The following is an 18677-nucleotide window of genomic DNA, read 5'->3' on the forward strand; positions in this document are numbered from 1 at the left end:
TGTTCGTCTCATAGCTGGCGTCTTGAGCGGCGAGACGCAAGAACGGCGTTGCTCGATTTTCGCTGTTCGGTAAAAAACCCTGCCGGCAGGTTCGGAGCGATCGACCGCGGCCAGGGTCTTGCCTGGCGAGACAATCCGTCCGACAGGTGATTGCGTTGGAATCGCAAACGGTGTCGCAAGGGAGTCGACCGTGGAACCAATCTGGGCCGTCGGCCTGATGACCGGCACCGTGCTTGACGGCAATATCGACGTGGCGCTGATCAAGACCGATGGCGAGCGGATCGCCGATTTCGGCACCTATACGCTGGCCCCCTACCCCGCAGCGATCCGTGCCTTGCTGGAGGAGACGCTGCGTCAGGCCCGGGTGTGGAATTTCGAAGGGCCGGAGCCGGCGATCTTTGCCGAAGCCGAGGCGGCGCTGACGCGGGCGCAGTCGGCGGCGGTGAAGGACCTTGTCGAAAGCTACGGCCTGACCATGGGCGATATCGGCGTTGTCGGCTTTCACGGCCAAACCGTGCTGCATCGTGCCCCGCAACCCGGGCGGCGCGGCGATACGCGCCAGTTGGGCGATGGCGCGCTGATGCATTCCATTTTGGGCGCCAAGGTCGCCTATGATTTCCGCTCGGACGATGTGCGCGCTGGCGGCCAGGGCGCACCACTGGCGGCTGCCTACCACGCGGCGCTTTTGAGGGAAGCCGACGCCAGCGGGGACACCGCTGTGCTCAATCTCGGCGGTGTCGGCAACGTCACCTGGTGGGACGGCAAGGACAACATCGTCGCCTTCGACACTGGCCCGGCCAACGCGCCGCTCAACGATTTCATCAAGGCAAACGGCCTCGGCGAGATGGACCGCGACGGCGCACTGGGCGCGGCCGGCACCGTCGATGAAGTGCGGCTGGCCAAATTGCTCCAGCATCCGTATCTGACCAAGCCCTATCCAAAATCGCTCGACCGTTTCGACTTCGGCGCCGCCATGGCCGACGGCCTCAGCGCAGAGGATGGGGCGGCGACGCTGACGGCCTTCACCGTCTCGGCCGTCGGCAAGGCGCTCGATTTGTTGCCGCGCCGGCCGAAGCGCCTAGCGGTCAGTGGCGGCGGCCGCCGCAACCCGACGATGATGGCGATGCTGGCGAGGCGCGCCAACGTCGAGGTGGTGCAGGCCGAGACACTGGGCTGGAAAGGCGATGCGGTGGAGGCCGAATGCTTTGCCTTCCTTGCCGTGCGCGTGCTGCGCGGCCTGCCGATCAGCTTTCCCAGCACCACCGGCGTGCCGCAGCCGATGCAAGGCGGGCGGCTGGCAGGTTAGAGCTTCTTCTGCAGGAAGATGCGGCTGCGGCCGGTGGGAAAGTCAGGCAGTTCGCCGAAGCGCCGGTAGCCTTGCCGCTCATAGACTTTGGCCGCTGTCGGATTGAACGTGTCGATCCAGGCGTTCTGGCAGCCCTGGGCGACTGCTTCGCGCTCGGCAGCGTCCAGCATGTCGCCGGCCATATGCCGGCCGCGCAGGCGTTCGTCGACCCACAGCCATTGCACATAGAGCCAGCCCCAGGCGGTGTATCCCGAAATGCCGGCGACGACAGCGCCGTGCTCGTCACGAACGAAGACCGCGATCGGCTTGCGGCCGGAGGGGCCGACATCGCCGTCATTGAACGCCGTCAGCCGCTCGGCCAGGAAGGCGAGGTCGTCTGACGAGGGGTCGGCAGTGGTTTCAAGCGTCGTCTTCATCCGGGCGGGGCTCGCATGGCAAGCCAAGCTCTAGCGAAGGACGGGATGAGGACGCAAGCTTTACGGCTTGATGGGCGGAGGCGACCGCCATGACCCCGCTGCTGCCGCAACCAGCATCAGCACGGCGGCGACGATCGCGCAGATGGCAAAGCCGAACGATGAATAAAGCGGCCCGAAGCTGGTGGTGCCGATGAAGACGGCGAGGTAGGTGACCGAGCTGTTCAGGCCCATGATGGTGCCACGGCGCGACGGATCGAGCGCGGTAAGGCGCATCACCAGCACGTTCAGGCCGAAATGATTGGCAAGGCCCCATATGGCGATCATAGCCAGGATCAGCACGAAATTGCTGCTTGCGAGCGCGATGGCGACATAGACGACGGCGACCAGCAGATAGGCGAAGGGCATGACGCGCCGCGCGCCGATGCGGTCGATGACGCCGTCGAGGAAGGCCGCGGCGCCGAAGCCGGCGCCATAGGCGAGCGCGGCCAGCGCATTGGCGCTGACGGGCTCGCCCAGATCCTGGTGCAGATGATCGCCGAGATAGCCGTAGACGCCGTAAAAAGCGGTCATGAAGGCGGTGCAGGCGATGAGCAGCGGCACGATCCCCGGAATGGCCAGCGCAACGAACGGCGACGGCGCCGGGCCGCTCTTCCTGACGTCGCTGAGCGAGGTCATCGACAAGGCAGCAAGCGCAATGGCGGAAAGCACCGCGACGGCGGCGAAGACGGCGCGCCAGTGCACGAGATCGGCAAGCACGGCCGACAGCGACACGCCGGCCACCATGGAGACCGTCCAGCCGGTCAGCACGACGCCGATCGTGCCGCTTTCGCGGCCGGGCGGCGCAATTGCCGCTGCACTGGCATAGATGGCCGGCATGGCGACGCCGGCGGCGATGCCGGCGACGGCCTGGGCCGCCACCAGCATGATCACCGTCGGCGCCAGCGCGCTGGCGAGAAGCCCGACCGCCAGCAACAGCAGAGCGCCCTGCAGCATGCGGCGGGCGCCGACGCCATCGATATAGCGGGCGAGGAACAAAGCGCTGGCGGAAGTGCCGAGACCGAAGGCAGCCGACGCGGCCATCACCGCCGGCACGCTGGTGCCGAAGGATGCGGCGACTGCCGGAGCAATTGGACCCAGGACCAGCGAGTTCGAGCCGATGACGGCGATGCAGCCGGTCAGGAGGTAGGCCAGCGCCGGGATCGGCTGATGGAGCGTTGCAGCTTGATGCGCGTTCGTCATCGGGTCATAATGGCCGAACTGAATTCCGCGACAACAAGGAATTTCGATATGGACGAAGAAACAGATGGGGTTCTGCAGAACAAGGTAGCTCCCCGCGAGCTCGACGCAATCGACCGAAAAATATTAGGCGTGCTGGTCGAGGATGCGACGATCAGCTACGCCGAACTTGGCGAACGCGTCTGCCTTTCGCCGCCGGCGGCGCATGAGCGGGTCAAGCGCCTGCGGCGCAGCGGCGCCATCCGCGGCACGGCTGTGATCATCGACCCGAAGGCGGTGAAGAAGCCGCTGCTCACCTTCGTGCATATCGATACCAAGGGCTGGGGCAAGACACCGGAGCTGATGGCCGTCTCCCAATATCCTGAGGTCGAGGAAATCCATTCGGTGGCCGGCGACACCTGCATGCTTCTCAAGGTCCGCACCGAGGACACCAGGGCGCTCGAAGGCCTGCTGGCGCGTCTCTACGAAACGCCCGGCGTCACCTCGACGCGAAGCTATGTCGTGCTGTCGACCTATCTCGAGCGCCCGGTGCAGCCCGAGATCACGGCGCAATGGCCGACGCCCCGGCATATGGCCACGCCGTTGTACTGATCTGCGCTATCTTCGTCTTGCCGGGGCCACAACAATCCTTCACAAACGGCACCCTATATTGTTGCCAGGCATTGATTTGGGGTGACGAGAGGCGCGGCTTGGAATTCGAACTGAAAACCATCGAGGCGCTGGCCCCCGATCAGGCGTCGCTAAGCGCCGCCTCGAAGCTCACCAAGCGCTCGAACTGGCCGCGGCTGGAGAAGAACGAGCAGCAGGCGCTGATCTGGGGCGAATGCCAGGGCTCGGGATCCAACCCCTATCGCACCGTCGTCGACACCGGCGACCACGGCTACAAATGCACCTGCCCGTCGCGAAAATTTCCCTGCAAGCACACGCTGGCGCTGATGTGGATCGCCGCCACGGCGCCGGCCAGCTTCACATCAGCCGAAACAACGCCGGAATGGGTCAATGACTGGCTTGGCCGGCGCAGGAAGACTGCGCCCCCGCCGGTCGACGCAAAGCCTGGCAGGGGCGCGTCTGGCAAGAGCATTGGCGAGGCCTCGCAGGCGGAGGAAAGCACCGTCGATGACGCCGCCGCGACGGAGCGCCGCGAGACGGCGCAGCGCAAGCGGGCGGAAGATACGCGCACCGCGGTGGCAGGCGCGCTGGACGAACTCGACCAGTGGATTGCCGACCAGCTGCGGCTCGGCCTTTCCGCCTTTGCCGACGCCAGCAGCGAGCGCTGCCGCCGCATTGCCGCGCGGCTTGTCGACATGAAGGCGACGGCGCTTGCCGGACGCATCGACGAAATCCCGGCCCGGCTAATGGCGCTGCGCAGCGAGGAACGGCCGGACGCGGCGATCCGCGAACTCGGCAAGCTGGTGCTGCTGGCCAAAGCCTGGCGCTCGGCGCCCACGATCCCGAGCTGAAGCGACTGGTGTCGGCGTCCGAAACCCGCGACCAGGTTCTGTCCAGTCCCGACGCGAAGCAGGTCGACAGCCATTGGGAGGTCGTCGGCGAGAAGATCGAGACCCGCCGCGACGGTCTCGTCAGCCATTCGACCTGGCTGCTCGATCTGAAAAGCCCGACGCCGCAGTTTGGGCTGCTGCTCGATTTCTTTCCGGCTTCGGCCGGCCGCCGCTCGGCGGCGTTCACGCCCGGTGACCGGTTCCACGCCCGCCTGGTATTCTACCCGTCGCGCCAGCCACTGCGGGCCTTGGTGGCGGAGCGCAAGGGCGACGTCGTGTCGGGCGCCTGGCCGGATTTCGGCCTCGACGCTGTCAAGGACCCGCTCGCGGCGCATGCGGCGCACCAGGACGCAGCGCCCTGGTCGACCGATAGCCCGCTGATGCTGCCTGCCGGCGCGATCCTGCTCGATGAGCGCGGCACCGCCTGGTGGCAAGCGGCGCACGACCCGCAAGGGATCGCCCTGCCTGTTAGCGGGACCGTCGATCAGACCGTGCTTGGCCTCGACCTCGCGGCCACGGCAGCGCTTTGGAACGGCGCGCGGCTCGATCTGCTGGCCGCGCAAAGCGGCTTCGGGAGGCTCGATCTGTCATGAACGAGCTCGAACTAACCGGCCTGGCGACGATGCGCGACTGCTGGATCACCGGCGGAACCGCGTTCGATCTGGCGCCAACCGCATGGAAGGAGATCGCGCGTGGCGCAAGCCCGGACGAACGGGAGCGACGTCTGCTGGCGATCGCGGCGCAGGCGCTCGATGTCGGCCTGCGGCCGTCGGCGCCGAAGACGCTGAAGCGGCGCCCGCCGCTGCCGAGGCTTGGCCTGCCACTGCTGCCGGAGCGGTTGCGGCCGCTGTTGCGGGCGGCCCTGAAGAACGCCGCCGATGCGCGGCGCAAGTCGCGCGTCGCGACGCTCGTCGCCAGCCGCGGCTACGTGCTGCATCCGATGGACTGGATGCCGTCGGCATCAGACCAGAACAGCCCTGACATCTATGCGCCGTGGATCGACTGGCAGGCCAGCGTCGAGGGGCTGAAGATTGCCCCGCAGGAGCAGCTGACGGCGCAGAACTGGGATGACTTTTACCCCGCCGCGCGCCGTATCGCGTTGGCCGAGATGCGCCGTCGCGATCCGGCCACGGCCCGCAGCCTGATGGAAGCCAAGGCGACGGGCGAGCCGGCTGAAGTCCGGCTGGCGCTCATCGAACTCATGCATTTCAACCTGACGCCCACGGACGCGCCATTCCTGAAAAGCCTGGCCACCGACCGCTCCGGCAAGGTGCAGGAGCTGGCGGGCCGGCTGCTGGCAAGGCTGGGCGAGCATGGCCGGCCGGGCAACGACGGAGCCGACGACCCCGTTGCCGAACTCGCCGCCTTCATCACAGAAGGCAAATCCGGCTTCATCCGCCGCCGCACCACATACACGCCGGCAAAACTCAAATCGGCTGCGCAAGAAAGTCGTCGCGTCGACCTGTTCGCAAGCTGTTACCTGGTCGATCTTGCGGCGCATTTCGGCAAAACAGAGTCCGATTTCATCGGGGCATGGCAATTCGGTGCCGATGACAGAGCGGATCTGTCTCTCGTTCGGATGGTCGCCGTGTCCGGCAGCGATGCCACGGTGGCGCTGTTGGCGGATACGCTTGTCGCCGAAGGTGGCAAGTCGGCATTGTTTGTCTTCCACCTCATGTTGCGTTTGGACAGCGGCAGGAAGCGGAACCTGATCAGGCGGATCCTGAAGGACGCTCAAAATCTTGAAGCGCTCAACCTGGTCGAAGGCGCCGAAGCGAGTTGGCTTGAATGGGACGATTTGACAAATGGCAAGGCGCTGTCGGCACTGCGCACCATGGTTGCGGGAAACGACGAGCCCGCGAAGCGAAGCGCGGACCACGCCCTGGAAACGATAGGCTTTCTTGCCACAGCGGAGACCGCTGAACGGTTGATCGGCGACATTGTTGCGGCCGGCATGCTGCCGGCGGCAGCCTCGCTCGTTTTCCTGCGCCTCAACGCGGCAATGACGGGAACCAAAACATGACAATCCGGAGAACAGCACCATGAACGCAGCCATCCGCCTCCCTGTCGAGCAGGCCTATGCCGCTGAACTGCAGGCGCTGGCGCGCAATGACGAACGCCAGAAGCCGGCCGGATGGAGCTTGTCGCCGAAGGCCGTGCTGACCTATCTGCTCGGCGGCAAGGCAAGCGACGGCACCGTGATATCGCCGAAATATGTTGGTCGCCGCCGGCTGATGGAAACCGCGGTGGCGACACTCGCTACCGACCGCGCGCTGCTGTTGCTCGGCGTTCCCGGCACCGCCAAGTCCTGGGTGTCGGAACATCTCGCCGCCGCCATCATGGGCAACTCGACGCTGATCGTGCAGTGCACGGCCGGCACCGACGAGAACCAGATCCGCTACGGCTGGAACTATGCGCAGCTTTTGGCCAAAGGGCCGAGCCAGGAGGCGCTGGTGCCGACGCCGCTCTACCGCGCCATGGAGAGCGGCAAGCTATGCCGGCTAGAGGAACTGACGCGCATGGGCTCGGACGTGCAGGACACGCTGATCACCGTGCTGTCGGAAAAGATGATGCCGATCCCGGAGCTCAACACCTCGCTCTATGCCCAGCGCGGCTTCAACATCATCGCCACCGCCAACAATCGCGACAAGGGCGTCAACGAACTGTCCTCGGCGCTCAAGCGCCGCTTCAATGTGGTGGTTCTGCCGCTGCCCGAAGACATGGCCGAAGAGGTGGCGATCGTCTCCAAGCGGGTCGACGAGATGGCCGGCGGCCTCGACCTGCCGGTGCCGAAGAATGTCGGCGAGGAGATTGCGCGCGTGCTGACCATTTTCCGCGAGCTGCGCTCGGGCGCAACCGCTGACGGCAAGGTGACGCTGAAGACGCCTTCGGGTTCATTGTCGACCGCCGAGGCGATCGCCACCATGGTCGGCGGCCTCAGCCAGGCGGCGTGGTTCGACAGCGGCAAACTCGGCGCCGAAGGCCTCGCCGCCAGCCTTGTCGGAGCGATCGTCAAGGACCCGGTGCAGGACAAGGTGGTGCTGGAGGAATATCTCGAAACGGTGCTCAAGAAGCGGCCGGGCTATGCCGGCTATTACGCGGCACTGAACGCAGCGATCTGAGGTCATGAGCGACGTCGCCTATTTCGGCATCCGCCATCACGGGCCGGGCTCCGCCGACAGCCTGGTGCAGGCGCTGCGGGACTTGCAGCCGGTCGCGGTGCTGATCGAAGGGCCGAGCGACGCGTCCGCCCTGCTGCCATTGCTGGCGCGCCCGCAGATGCAGCCGCCGGTGGCGCTGCTCTGCTACCCCGAGGACGACCCGGCCGCGACGAGTTTCTGGCCGTTCGCCGAGTTCTCGCCGGAATACCAGGCGGCGGTGTGGGCGGTGGAGAACAAGGCGGCATTGCGGTTCATCGACCTGCCGTCATCGGCACGGTTCGCGGCACCGGCAACCGACGACACCGACAAAACGGCTGACGCCGACAAGCCCGAACCCAAGGACGAAACCGGTGAGGATGGCGAGCCCGCATCGCATCGCGACCCGATCGGCACGCTGGCTGCGGCCGCCGGCTATGAAGATGGCGAAAGCTGGTGGGCCGACATTATCGAGCAGAATCCGCAGCCGGGTCCAATCTTCGCTGCCATCACCGATGCGATGACGACGCTGCGCGACGGCGAAGGTGCGATCGCGCCGTTCGAGGCCAAGCGTGAAGCGCATATGCGATTGGAAATCGCCGCCGCGCGCAAGGAATTCGCCGGACCGATCGCCGTCGTCTGCGGCGCATGGCATGTGCCGGCCCTGCAGGCCGCGCACGCGCAGAAGAACGACCAGGCGCTGATCAAGGGAATTGCCCGGCGCAAAAGCATCATGACATGGGCGCCATGGACCGGGCCGCGTCTTGCGCTGGGCTATGGTTATGGCGCTGGCGTCGTCGCGCCCGGCTGGTGCAAGCATCTGTGGCGCACACGAGGGCGGCGCGACGCCGCGACGCTGTGGCTGGCGACGATCGCGGCGGTGCTGCGGGCGAAGGGCCATCTGGTGTCGACCGCGTCGCTGATCGAGGCCGAGCGGCTTGCGCGCACACTGGCTGCCATTCGCGAGCGGCCGAAGCCCGGCTTCGAGGAATTGCGCGATGCCGCGATCGCGGCGCTGTTCAACGGCGAAGCGGTGCTGTGGGCGCTGGTCGAGGCCGAGCTGCTTTTGGGCGCGGATGTCGGCGAGATTCCGCCCGACACGCCGCTGGCGCCGCTGATCGAGGACCTGCAGCGCAACCAGAAGGCGGCGCGGCTGAAGCCGGAGGCGCTGGAACGCGAGCTGTCGGTCGATCTGCGCAGCGAAAGCGGACTGTTTCGTTCGACATTGCTGCACCGGCTGAACGTGCTTGGCGTGCAATGGGGCAGGCTGGCCGACGCCGGCCGCAGCCGCGGCACCTTTCGCGAAAAATGGACGCTGGCCTGGGAGCCGGAATATGCCGTGCGCCTGGTCGAGAACCTGATCTACGGCCCGACTATCGAAAAGGCCGCCAATGGCCGCCTGATCCAGATGCTCGGTGCGGCCGCGAGCCTCGACACGCTTGCCGCCCTTGTCCAGAGCGCCATTACGGCGGATCTGTCGGAGGCCGCGAGCGCCGGCCTTGTAGCGTTGGAGGCGCGCGCAGCGCACAGCAGCGAATGCCTGGAGATGCTGGCCTCGGTGCCGCCGCTTGCCGACATCATCCGTTACGGCGAGGCGCGCAAGACCGAAACCAACCGGCTGTCCGGTTTGTTGGAACGGTTGATCGTCGAAGGCGCGATCGCGCTGCCCTATGCGGTGCGCGACCTGGACGAGCAGGCCGCCACCACGCTGGTCGGTGCTGTGCGCAAGGCCGACACGGCGATCCGGCTGGTCGAGCCCGGCGAAGGCGTGCTCGATGCATGGCGCAACGGCCTGACCGGCGTGCTGGAAGGTCCGGGCTCGACGGCGCTGCTCGCCGGCTGCGCCGCGCATCTGCTCTATGAAGCCGGCCAACTGTCGGCAGAGGACGCCGCCGGGCTGCTCGGACGCAGGCTGTCGCCGGGGACGCCGGTCGCCCAGGGAGCGGGGTTCTTCGAAGGTTTCTTCAGCACTGCCGGCCAGCGGCTGATCTATGACGAGGGCCTGCGCGGCGCCGTCGATGGGTGGCTGAAATCGCTCGACGAGGACGCTTTCATCGCGCATCTGCCATTGCTGCGCCGCGTCTTCTCCAATCTGGACTCGATGGAGCGGCGGCGGTTGATCGAGGCCGTGCTCGGCCGCACCGCAAGGTTGCCGGCCGGCCTGACGCCGGCGCCGGATGGCGGCGAGGGCTGGCGCCGTCACCTGGAGCGGCTTGGGCCATTGCTGGCGGGCGGAGTGTGACAATGGATGACGAAGCCGAAGTGCCCGAACCCGGCCCAGCATCCTCCGATAGCGGCCGCGAGCGCCGCTGGCGGCTGGCGATCGGCGCCGATGACGAGGCTTCCTCCGCCCTTTCCAGTGATGACAAAAAACTGTCTTCGGCGCTCGATGCGCTTTACGGCGACGGCGCCAATGCCGATGCCGACCCGCGCAAGCGGCGCGGCGGGCTCGGCCGCTCGGCGCCACGCGTGGCGCAATGGATGGGCGATATCCGCTCCTTCTTTCCCGCCCAGGTGGTCCAGATCGTCCAGAAGGATGCCTTTGAGCGGCTGAACCTGAAGCAGATGCTGATGGAGCCGGAATTCCTCAAGGCGATCGAGGCCGACGTCAACCTCGTCGCCGACCTGATCTCGCTGCGTTCGGTGATGCCGGCCAAGACCAAGGACATCGCCCGCACCATCATCGCCGACATCGTTGCCAAGCTGATGCAGCGGCTGGAGCAGAAGACCGCCGAGGCGATCCGTGGCGCGCTCGACAAGTCGCGACGCACCAACCGGCCGCGCCAACGCGACATCGACTGGCCGCGCACCATCTCGGCCAATCTTCGCCACTACCAGCCTGAGCACAAAACCGTCGTGCCGGAAAAACTGGTCGGCTTCATGCGCAAGCAACGCCGGCTGGTCGATCTCGACGAAGTGGTGCTGTGCGTCGACCAGTCCGGCTCGATGGCGAGCTCGGTGATCTACGCCTCGATTTTCGCCGCGGTGATGGCGTCGCTGCCGGTCGTGCGCACCAAGCTGGTCTGTTTCGACACGGCCATCGTCGACCTGACCGAAGAGCTCAGCGACCCGGTCGAGGTGCTGTTTGGCGTGCAGCTCGGCGGCGGCACCGACATCAACCAGGCGGTCGCCTATTGCGCCGACCGCATCGAGCGGCCGACCAAATCCCACTTCGTGCTGATCACCGACCTCTATGAGGGCGGCAACGGCCAGGACTTGCTGCGGCGGCTTGCGGCGCTGGTCCGGTCCGGCGTCAATGTCATCGTGCTGTTGGCGCTGACCGATCAGGGCCGGCCGGGCTATGATCAGGCGATGTCGGCTTCGGTCGCGGCACTTGGCATACCGGTCTTCGCCTGCACGCCGGACCTGTTTCCCGACATGATGGCGGCGGCGTTGCGGCGCGAGGATATCGGCGCCTGGGCAGCCGGCGCCGACATCAAGCTGATCCGCGCCGAGACGGAGCCGAGCAGTCAGGCCTGACTATTCGAACGAATAGGCAAACCCGTCGGTGGAAGCGCTGACGGTCACCTTGGTCATCTTCTCGCCGTCGAGCGACCGGTTCAGCACGCCGCGGCTGAGTTCCGGCAACAGCGTGTTGGTGAGGATGGCGTCGATCATGCGGCCACCGGACTCGATTTCGGTGCAGCGCGCCTTGACCAGCGCCATGACGCCGTCGCCGATCACCAGTTCGGCGTCGTGGCTGGCGCGCAGCCGCCGCGCGATCTTGCCGAACTGATGGCGGGTGATGGCCTCGATCATCGAATCCGAAAGCGGATAATAAGGGATGGTCACGACGCGGCCGAGGAAGGCTGCCGGAAAGACTTTCAGCAGTGGAGCGCGCAAAGCTGCATCGAGGCCGTCGAGCCCCGCCCTCACCGTGCCGTTTTGCGTCCGCTCCATGATGACTTCGGACCCGACATTCGATGTCAGCAGGATCAGCGTGTTCTTGAAGTCGATGCGCCTACCCTCGCTGTCATCCATCATGCCCTTGTCGAAGACCTGGAAAAAGATCTCGTGGACGTCGGGATGGGCCTTCTCGACCTCGTCGAGCAGGATCACCGAATAGGGTTTTCGGCGCACGGCCTCGGTGAGAATGCCACCCTTGCCGTAGCCGACATAGCCGGGCGGTGCGCCCTTGAGCGTCGAGACGGTGTGCGCCTCCTGGAATTCGGACATGTTGATCGAGATCAGGTTCTGCTCGCCGCCATAGAGCGTCTCGGCCAGCGCCAGGGCCGTCTCGGTCTTGCCGACTCCCGAGGGGCCGCAGAGCAGGAACACGCCGACCGGCTTTTCCGGCGCTCCGAGCCCGGCGCGGCTGGTCTGCACGCGCTTGGCGATCATCTCCATGGCGTGATCCTGGCCGACGACACGTTCGGACAGCGTGGTGGCCAGCTTGATCGCCTTTTCGGTCTGGCTGGACAGCATCCGTCCCGTCGGGATGCCGGTCCAGTCCTGGACCACGGCAGCGACCGCATTGCGGTCGACCGACGGCAGGATCAGCGGCGTCTCGCCTTGCGCGGTGGCAAGCTCGGCCATGAGTTCACGCAGCCGCGCCAGATCGGCGACAGGATCTGACGGCGCAGCCTCCGCAGCCGGCGCTTCGGTCTCGAACGCTTTGGCCTTCGGCTTTTCAGGCTTGGACGTTTCGGCCTTGGGCGGTTCAGCCTTGGGCACCTTGGTCTTTTCTTCGTCCGGCGCTGCTGGTTCGGCATCGGCCTCGGTTGTCGCCACCGCATCGAGCGGCACGCCGTCGCCGCGCAGCCGCGCGCGCAGTTCGAGGATCTCGGCAACCAGCGCCTTTTCGCGCTCCCAGCGCTCCTCGGCGGCGGCGAGCATGGTCCCGGCCTCAGTGAGCCCGGCCTCGACCCGCGCCTGCCGGTCAGTTACTTCGATGCCGATCGCGGCCTCGCGGCCGATGATGCCGCTTTCGACTTCCAGCGCCTGGCGGCGCCGCAAAATGTCCTCGACCTCGGCCGGCGTCGCATGCTGCGAGATCGCCACCCTGGCGCAAGCGGTGTCGAGCAGGCTGACCGCCTTGTCGGGCAATTGCCGCGCCGGGATGTAGCGATGCGACAGGCCGACCGCCGCCTCGATCGCCTCGTCCAGGATCTGCACTTCGTGATGCTGTTCGAGCACGCCGGCTACACCGCGCAGCATGAGCACGGCGACCGCTTCCGACGGCTCGTCGATCTTGACCACCTGGAAACGGCGGGTCAGCGCCGGGTCCTTTTCGATGTGCTGCTTGTATTCGGCCCAGGTGGTTGCGGCGATGGTGCGCAATTCGCCGCGCGCCAGCGCCGGCTTCAAGAGATTGGCTGCGTCGCCGGTTCCGGCGGCACCACCGGCGCCGATCAGCGTGTGCGCCTCGTCGATGAACAGGATGACCGGCGTCTCGGAGGATTGGACCTCGTCGATGACCGCCTTCAGGCGCTTCTCGAACTCGCCCTTGACGCTGGCCCCGGCCTGCATCAGGCCGACGTCGAGCATGCGCACGCTGATGCCTTGCAGCGGCGGCGGCACGTCGCCCTGGGCGATGCGCAGGGCAAAGCCCTCGACCACCGCGGTCTTGCCGACACCGGCCTCGCCGGTCAGGATCGGGTTGTTCTGCCGGCGCCGCATCAGGATATCAATGATCTGCCGGATCTCCGGGTCTCGGCCGACGACCGGGTCGATCTTGCCGTCATGGGCGCGCTGGGTGAGGTCGGTGGCGTATTTGGCCAGCGCCGAATCCCCGCCCGGAGCGCGCCGCGGCGCCTCCGCGGTGGGAGCCACTGCTGCCGTGGCGCCGGCTTCGAGCGAGCCCTCCACCACCTCGGCAAAGCGGGCGATGACCCCGTCGGCGTCGATCTTGTCGAATTCGCCGCTGATCTTCGCCACCAGGCCTTCCAGCACCGGCGTCTTCAGGCAGGCGAGCACGATATGGGCGCTGCGGACCTCCTCCATGCCGAATTCCAGCGTCGCCAGGTTCCAGGCCTCCTGGATGGCGTGGAAGATGTGGTCGGAAAATTCCTCGATCGAGGTGGCGCCGTAGGGCAGCTTATCGACGGCGCGGGTCATGTCGCTGGTAAGCCGGCTGGCATCGACGCCGGCATCGGCAATGATCATCTGCATATCCGAACGCTCGAACAGCACCAGTTGTTCTATGAAATGGACGAGTTCGACGTAAGGATTGCCGCGCAGCTTGGCGCTGTCGGCGGCGGCCTTGAAGGCGCGCAGGCAGACCGGATTGAGCTTGCCAACCAGTTCCTTGCGTTTGAACCCCTGCGACGACCGGCGCTGTTCCATCGAACGTGCTCCTGCAATCTGCCCGTCGACAGCCTGCCACATATGCAGCCGCTTGACAAAGCGCTTGATGCAGCCGGCCTTTCTCTTTGTGGAGAGTCCCGCGCCGCCAAATGCAGACAACCACGATTTTTTCTAATCCTATGCGATGCGCTTCACATACGAGGTTGGGCAGGCGCGCCATGAATTGCGCCATTCGAGGCGCAGTTGCACCGACATTCATTAGCGCTCATTAACTTTTGAGCGGATGGCGAATTGTGGGAATATGCAACCGTGTGCTAACGTTGGGTCACGTACGGTTTTAGAGCCGGTCGCCGGGGGTATCTGTGATCGATCTCGCACTCTGGCTTGCTCCGCTGGACGGTGAAAATCCGTCAGGCGAAGACTTGCGCAACGATCCGGCTTTTCATGAGCTGGAGCGGCTCACGGAGCCGCAGGTCAAGGTCGTCCATGACGGGCGCAACAAGCCAGCCGCGCAATCGACCATTCCGGTCGACTGGCCTGCCGTGCTCGGCAAGGCCGAGGAGTTGCGTTCGCATGGCCGCGACCTGCGCCTGCTTGTCATTGTCGCCCGGGCGCTCGCCAATGAAGAGGGATTGGCCGGACTGGCACAGGGCCTGACCCTGATTGCAAGGACCTTCGAGACGCATTGGGAGACGATGCACCCGGCGCTGCGGGCCAGCCCCCAACCACGCGAGGCCGCCTTGCGCCGCCTCAACGCGCTGGCCGACCTGCAGAACGGCCAGGAAGGCCTGCTGGCGAACCTCAGGCAGATGGTCTTCTTCGCGCCGCGTCCCATCGGGCCGATCAGCGGACGCGATCTCGAACAGGGTGCGCTCGATGATCGCGTCATGCTTCAGGAAGCGGCGTCGGGATTGAATGCCACGGAGAAGGCAGCGCTGGTCAGCGCGCACGGACAGCTCCTGAACCGGGTGGGCAGCGGTTGTGCCGCCCATCAGGACCAGGCCGGTGAACAGATGACAGCGCTCATCGCCGGGGCGCACGCAGCGATCGAGGCGCTCGACGCGGTCGATACGGCCCTGAATGCCCGTCTTGACAGCAACGGGGCTGCCGTCCCGGACCTGAAACGATTTTTGCAGCGCGTGCTGACGACGCTGGAACGCAACACGGCGGTCGAGACCACGGAAGAGGCAGCGACGAAAGGGGCTGCCAGCCCGGCTGCTCCCCCGGCAAGCCCGGCCGCGCGGGTCAGAAACGGTCATGGAGCCGAGACGATGGCAAGCTACGCGGAGACCGGTGCGGGGCTCCCGGACAGGATTTCCTCGCGCGACGATGTGGTGAAGTGCCTCGACCTTGTGGTCGCGTTCTACGACCGCACCGAGCCCTCGAGTCCGATCCCGCATCTCGCCCGCCGGGTGCGCAGGATGGTGCACATGGATTTCGTTGAACTGATGGAAGACCTCGCCCCGTCGGGGCTCAAGGAATTCCGGCTGCTCGCCGGCGTTCCCGACGCCAAGAAGACTGCCCAGAAGGATGAAAGGTAGCAACACATGCCAGCCGAAAGCAAAGCGAAGGTCATCGAGCGAAATCGCGCCCCGCGCGTGCAGATCGCCTACGATGTCGAAACCTACGGCAGCCCGACGACGATCGAACTGCCGTTCGTCATGGGCGTGATGGCCGACCTGTCGGGCGCATCGCAGACCAGGGAAGCGTCCAAGACGGTGCTCGACCGTTCCTTTGTCGAGACCGATGCCAACCGCTTCCCCAAATTCATGGAAGCGCTGGGACCCAGGGTCAAGGCGCGGGTGAAGAACACGCTGCCGCAGGCCGAGGGACAGGAGCGCGACGAAGAACTGGCGCTCGACCTGACCTTCACCAAGATGGGCGATTTCGCCCCCGACAAGATCGCCGAACAGGTCCCGCAACTGGCCGAAATCCTCAAGATGCGGCGCCAGCTCGAGGAGCTGCTCGGCTTCATGGACGGCCGCGTCGATGCCGAAAAGCGCATAGCCCAATTGCTGAACAACCAGCCGTTGCTTGGCCAGATCGCCGCCCAGGCGCTGTCCGACGACAAGGGTGAGGAATAGATCATGGCCGAACAGCAAAAGACCGCAGCATCCGTCGCCGAGGCCGAGGCCGTCGATCTCGGTGAATTCAGCCAGCTGCTGGAGAAGGACTTCAAGGTCAAGAAGGACGACAGCGAGAAGCTGCAGCAGCTGGTGCGCAACTTGGCTCTGGCGGCGCAGTCGCGCTCCGAGACGACGACGATCTCGTCCAACTCGATCAAGTCGATCAAGTCGTTGATCGCCGGCATCGACAAGATGCTGACGACCCAGGTCAACGAAATCCTGCACGCGCCGGAAGTGCGGCAGATGGAAGGCACCTGGCGCGGCCTCTGGTACCTCATCAACAACACCGAGACGGATCAGAAGCTGAAGATCCGGGTGATGAACATTTCCAAGGAGCAGCTGGCCGATACGCTCGAAGACTATGAAGGCCAGATGTGGGACCAGAGCCCGATCTTCAAGAAAGTCTACACCGACGAGTATTCGATGCTCGGCGGCGAACCGATCGGCTGCGTCATCGGCGCCTACGAGTTCTCCAACCACCCGCGCGACGTCGGCCTGTTGCGCAACATCTCCGGGATCTGCGCCTCGGCGCACACGCCGTTCATCGCCGCCGCCTCGCCACGGCTGTTCCGCATGGACAGCTGGCAGGAACTGCCCAACCCGCAGGACCTGCAGCAGATCGTCTCCAACCCGGCCTACGCTTCGTGGCAATCGCTGCGCGAGAGCGAGGATGCGCGCTATATCGGGCTGACCATGCCGCGCGTGCTGGCGCGGCTGCCGTACGGCTCCGAGACCGTGCCGGTCAAGGGCTTCTCCTTCGAGGAAGAAGTGCAGGGCGACCACAACAAATATGTCTGGATGAACGCCGCTTTCCCGATGGGCGTCAACATCAACCGCAGCCACAAGCTCTATGGCTGGGGCACCCAGATCCGCGGCGTGGAGAATGGCGGCACGGTGCTCAACCTGCCGGTGCACTCGTTCCCGACCGACGACGGCTCGATCGCGATGAAGTGCCCGACGGAGGTTGCCATCGACGACCGCCGCGAGGCGGAACTGGCCAAGCTCGGGCTGATGCCGATCCTGCACCGCAAGAACACCGATCTCGCGGCCTTTATCGGCGCACACTCTCTGCAGGATGACGAGACGCGGGCGGGACGCCTGGTCGACCCCGACGCCCAATCCAACGAGCGGCTCTCCGCCAACCTGCCCTACCTGTTCCCGGTCTCGCGCTTTGCGCACTACCTCAAGGCGATTGCGCGCGACAAGGTCGGATCGTTCAAGGAACGCACCGACATGCAGATCTGGTTGACCGAATGGATCAACCGGTACGTACTGGCCAACCCGGCCTTCGCCGACGACAAGGCGCGCGCCAAGCGTCCGCTTGCCGCCGCCGAGGTGCAGGTCGACAGCGTGGAGGGCCGGCCGGGCTACTACAACGCCCGCTTCTATCTGCGCCCGCACTACCAGCTGGAGGGCATCAACGCCTCGCTCAGGCTGGTGTCGGAATTGCCGTCCGTTAAGACCTGATTGCAGCAACCAAACCTTTGTTTGAAAGCGGTGGAGAACGAAAATGCCCACAATGAAGATCGACGGTTTTCTGAAAGTTCCGGATATCAAGGGGCCTAGCACACGCGACGGCCATGACGACGAGATCGAAATCCATGGCGTCGATTACAAGATGGTCGCGCCCTACGACCCCAATTCCCTCTCGCGCCGAGGCCGCGTGTCGATGGGCATGATCAAGTTCACCAAGCACTATGACAAGGCCTCACCCTATCTGGCCAAGGCCCTGTTCGAAAACAAGGCGCTGGACGAGGTCAAATTCTCCGCGCGGCGGACCATCGACGGCGAGAGCAAGGACTATCTGGTCGTTACCCTGACCGACGCCTCGATCATGGAATACGACATGTCGCAGGCCGATGATGAAGCCGACCTGATCCAGGAGGAAGTCTCCTTCGCCTACAAGAAGATCAAGTTCGTCTATGACGACAATGACGAAGCCGAAATGGATGTCTATGTCGGCAAGTGAGGGGCGAGCAAAGCGCCCTGCCGCCGACAAGATACAGGCGGGCGGTTCACGGGCCAAGCGCGAGGCGGTACAGCCTTCGCTGTGGGACCGCCTCGTCAACGATCTGCCGGGCCTGAGCTCGGAGATAGACGGGCTCAGGCAGGCTCTGCAGGAGGAGCTTGGCGCAGAGCGCCTGGACGAGCTGCTGGCAGACGGACCGAGGCGCATCGACGCCGATGACGCATTGAACCCCGATCAGAAGCGCCGGCTGCACCGGCTGGCGTTTCAGAACCGGCACCGTGGCGAGCTTGAAAGCCGAGGCATCGTGGTGTCGCCCGATGTGCTGCGCGAGGCCGTGCGGCGCGACATCGAGGCGCTGTTCAACACCGAGCGTTTCGAATCCGCGCCGCTGCTATCCGATCTCGAGGCCGAGCAGATGACCGACAGTCCGACATCGCTGGCCGACTTTCCGGAGGTGCGCCGCAGCGTTGTCAATTATGGCGTGCCGTCCTTCTCCGGCCGGTCGTCGCGCGACTTCGATCGCGATGTTCTGGCACGCGAGATCCGCGCCGTGCTCGCCGCATTCGAGCCGCGGCTGAAGGAGAGCGCGACGAAAGTCACGGTCAACCTCGGCGACAAGACCGGCCTGAAGATCGAGATCGACGCCGTGCTGATCATGACGCCGACGCCCGAGCGCATGCGCCTGCGCACGACGATCAATCTCGACAACGGACTGGCGCGCACCGAGTTCAGGGAAGCCTGA

The 18677-nt window shown here is 65.5% G+C and carries 16 protein-coding genes; 13 read left to right on the top strand and 3 right to left on the bottom strand.

What is annotated here, in order from left to right:
- Window positions 1-190 precede the first annotated feature (190 nt).
- A complete protein-coding gene (locus tag NKH38_RS05150) occupies window positions 191-1306 on the top strand; it encodes an anhydro-N-acetylmuramic acid kinase (protein ID WP_352762518.1) in 1116 nt (371 codons plus the stop codon).
- Here NKH38_RS05150 and NKH38_RS05155 read toward each other — a convergent pair.
- Together NKH38_RS05155 and NKH38_RS05160 are read right to left on the bottom strand one after the other, a co-directional pair.
- Window positions 1303-1722 (bottom strand): GNAT family N-acetyltransferase, encoded by a 420-nt coding sequence (locus tag NKH38_RS05155; protein WP_352762520.1) that lies wholly within the window; start codon window positions 1720-1722, stop codon window positions 1303-1305. The genes NKH38_RS05150 and NKH38_RS05155 overlap by 4 nt on opposite strands.
- A gap of 60 nt (window positions 1723-1782) precedes the next feature.
- Window positions 1783-2961 carry an MFS transporter gene (locus NKH38_RS05160; protein ID WP_023726345.1) on the bottom strand — a complete coding sequence of 393 codons (1179 nt, stop codon included), beginning with the start codon at window positions 2959-2961 and terminating at the stop codon, window positions 1783-1785.
- A 48-nt stretch (window positions 2962-3009) separates the two neighbouring features.
- Between NKH38_RS05160 and NKH38_RS05165 the strand changes: the two genes are divergently transcribed.
- From NKH38_RS05165 to NKH38_RS05195, 7 genes are all read left to right on the top strand, one after another.
- Window positions 3010-3549, top strand: a complete 540-nt coding sequence (locus tag NKH38_RS05165) for an Lrp/AsnC family transcriptional regulator (RefSeq protein WP_023687041.1) — start codon at window positions 3010-3012, stop codon at window positions 3547-3549.
- A 98-nt stretch (window positions 3550-3647) separates the two neighbouring features.
- On the top strand, window positions 3648-4418 hold the full coding sequence (locus NKH38_RS05170) for an SWIM zinc finger family protein (RefSeq protein WP_352762523.1): 771 nt from the start codon (window positions 3648-3650) through the stop codon (window positions 4416-4418).
- Window positions 4419-4426: 8 nt separating this feature from the next.
- Window positions 4427-5050 carry a hypothetical protein gene (locus NKH38_RS05175; protein ID WP_352762526.1) on the top strand — a complete coding sequence of 208 codons (624 nt, stop codon included), beginning with the start codon at window positions 4427-4429 and terminating at the stop codon, window positions 5048-5050.
- Window positions 5047-6480, top strand: coding sequence for a DUF5691 domain-containing protein (locus tag NKH38_RS05180; RefSeq protein ID WP_352762528.1), 1434 nt, complete (start codon window positions 5047-5049; stop codon window positions 6478-6480). The genes NKH38_RS05175 and NKH38_RS05180 overlap by 4 nt, the downstream gene beginning before the upstream one ends.
- Before the next feature lie 19 nt (window positions 6481-6499).
- Window positions 6500-7579, top strand: a complete 1080-nt coding sequence (locus NKH38_RS05185; RefSeq protein ID WP_352762530.1) for an ATP-binding protein — start codon at window positions 6500-6502, stop codon at window positions 7577-7579.
- A 4-nt stretch (window positions 7580-7583) separates the two neighbouring features.
- Window positions 7584-9836 (top strand): DUF5682 family protein, encoded by a 2253-nt coding sequence (locus tag NKH38_RS05190; protein ID WP_352762532.1) that lies wholly within the window; start codon window positions 7584-7586, stop codon window positions 9834-9836.
- Window positions 9837-9838: 2 nt separating this feature from the next.
- The gene (locus NKH38_RS05195; protein ID WP_023704819.1) at window positions 9839-11074 is read left to right on the top strand and encodes a VWA domain-containing protein; all 1236 of its coding nucleotides are present in this window, start codon (window positions 9839-9841) and stop codon (window positions 11072-11074) included.
- Here NKH38_RS05195 and tssH read toward each other — a convergent pair whose 3' ends face one another.
- Window positions 11075-13879, bottom strand: coding sequence for a type VI secretion system ATPase TssH (gene tssH, locus NKH38_RS05200; RefSeq protein ID WP_352762535.1), 2805 nt, complete (start codon window positions 13877-13879; stop codon window positions 11075-11077).
- Between the two features lie 323 nt (window positions 13880-14202).
- Here tssH and tssA point away from each other — a divergent pair, with 323 nt between their 5' ends.
- From tssA to tssE, 5 genes are read left to right on the top strand one after another with little or no spacing between them, the layout of a single operon-like run.
- Window positions 14203-15381 carry a type VI secretion system protein TssA gene (gene tssA / locus NKH38_RS05205; RefSeq protein ID WP_352762537.1) on the top strand — a complete coding sequence of 393 codons (1179 nt, stop codon included), beginning with the start codon at window positions 14203-14205 and terminating at the stop codon, window positions 15379-15381.
- Between the two features lie 6 nt (window positions 15382-15387).
- Complete coding sequence (gene tssB / locus NKH38_RS05210) at window positions 15388-15924, top strand: type VI secretion system contractile sheath small subunit (protein ID WP_023673718.1); 537 nt, start codon at window positions 15388-15390, stop codon at window positions 15922-15924.
- A gap of 3 nt (window positions 15925-15927) precedes the next feature.
- Window positions 15928-17433 (top strand): type VI secretion system contractile sheath large subunit, encoded by a 1506-nt coding sequence (tssC, locus tag NKH38_RS05215; RefSeq protein WP_023682611.1) that lies wholly within the window; start codon window positions 15928-15930, stop codon window positions 17431-17433.
- Window positions 17434-17485: 52 nt separating this feature from the next.
- A complete protein-coding gene (locus tag NKH38_RS05220) occupies window positions 17486-17935 on the top strand; it encodes an Hcp family type VI secretion system effector (protein ID WP_023673716.1) in 450 nt (149 codons plus the stop codon).
- Window positions 17922-18677: a type VI secretion system baseplate subunit TssE gene (tssE, locus tag NKH38_RS05225; RefSeq protein ID WP_352762635.1), complete on the top strand. Its 756-nt coding sequence runs from the start codon at window positions 17922-17924 to the stop codon at window positions 18675-18677. The genes NKH38_RS05220 and tssE overlap by 14 nt, the downstream gene beginning before the upstream one ends.

This window comes from Mesorhizobium sp. M1078, from assembly GCF_040318615.1.
In the GTDB taxonomy this organism is placed as follows: domain Bacteria; phylum Pseudomonadota; class Alphaproteobacteria; order Rhizobiales; family Rhizobiaceae; genus Mesorhizobium.

Coding starts and splice junctions, on each gene's coding strand:
- NKH38_RS05190 (WP_352762532.1), top strand. CDS start 7,584: ATGAGCGACGTCGCCTATTTCGGCATCCGCCATCACGGGCCGGGCTCC.
- tssB (WP_023673718.1), top strand. CDS start 15,388: ATGCCAGCCGAAAGCAAAGCGAAGGTCATCGAGCGAAATCGCGCCCCG.
- NKH38_RS05220 (WP_023673716.1), top strand. CDS start 17,486: ATGAAGATCGACGGTTTTCTGAAAGTTCCGGATATCAAGGGGCCTAGC.
- NKH38_RS05180 (WP_352762528.1), top strand. CDS start 5,047: ATGAACGAGCTCGAACTAACCGGCCTGGCGACGATGCGCGACTGCTGG.
- NKH38_RS05195 (WP_023704819.1), top strand. CDS start 9,839: ATGGATGACGAAGCCGAAGTGCCCGAACCCGGCCCAGCATCCTCCGAT.
- NKH38_RS05165 (WP_023687041.1), top strand. CDS start 3,010: ATGGACGAAGAAACAGATGGGGTTCTGCAGAACAAGGTAGCTCCCCGC.
- tssH (WP_352762535.1), bottom strand. CDS start 13,879: ATGGAACAGCGCCGGTCGTCGCAGGGGTTCAAACGCAAGGAACTGGTT.
- tssE (WP_352762635.1), top strand. CDS start 17,922: ATGTCGGCAAGTGAGGGGCGAGCAAAGCGCCCTGCCGCCGACAAGATA.
- NKH38_RS05160 (WP_023726345.1), bottom strand. CDS start 2,961: ATGACGAACGCGCATCAAGCTGCAACGCTCCATCAGCCGATCCCGGCG.
- NKH38_RS05185 (WP_352762530.1), top strand. CDS start 6,500: ATGAACGCAGCCATCCGCCTCCCTGTCGAGCAGGCCTATGCCGCTGAA.
- NKH38_RS05155 (WP_352762520.1), bottom strand. CDS start 1,722: ATGAAGACGACGCTTGAAACCACTGCCGACCCCTCGTCAGACGACCTC.
- tssC (WP_023682611.1), top strand. CDS start 15,928: ATGGCCGAACAGCAAAAGACCGCAGCATCCGTCGCCGAGGCCGAGGCC.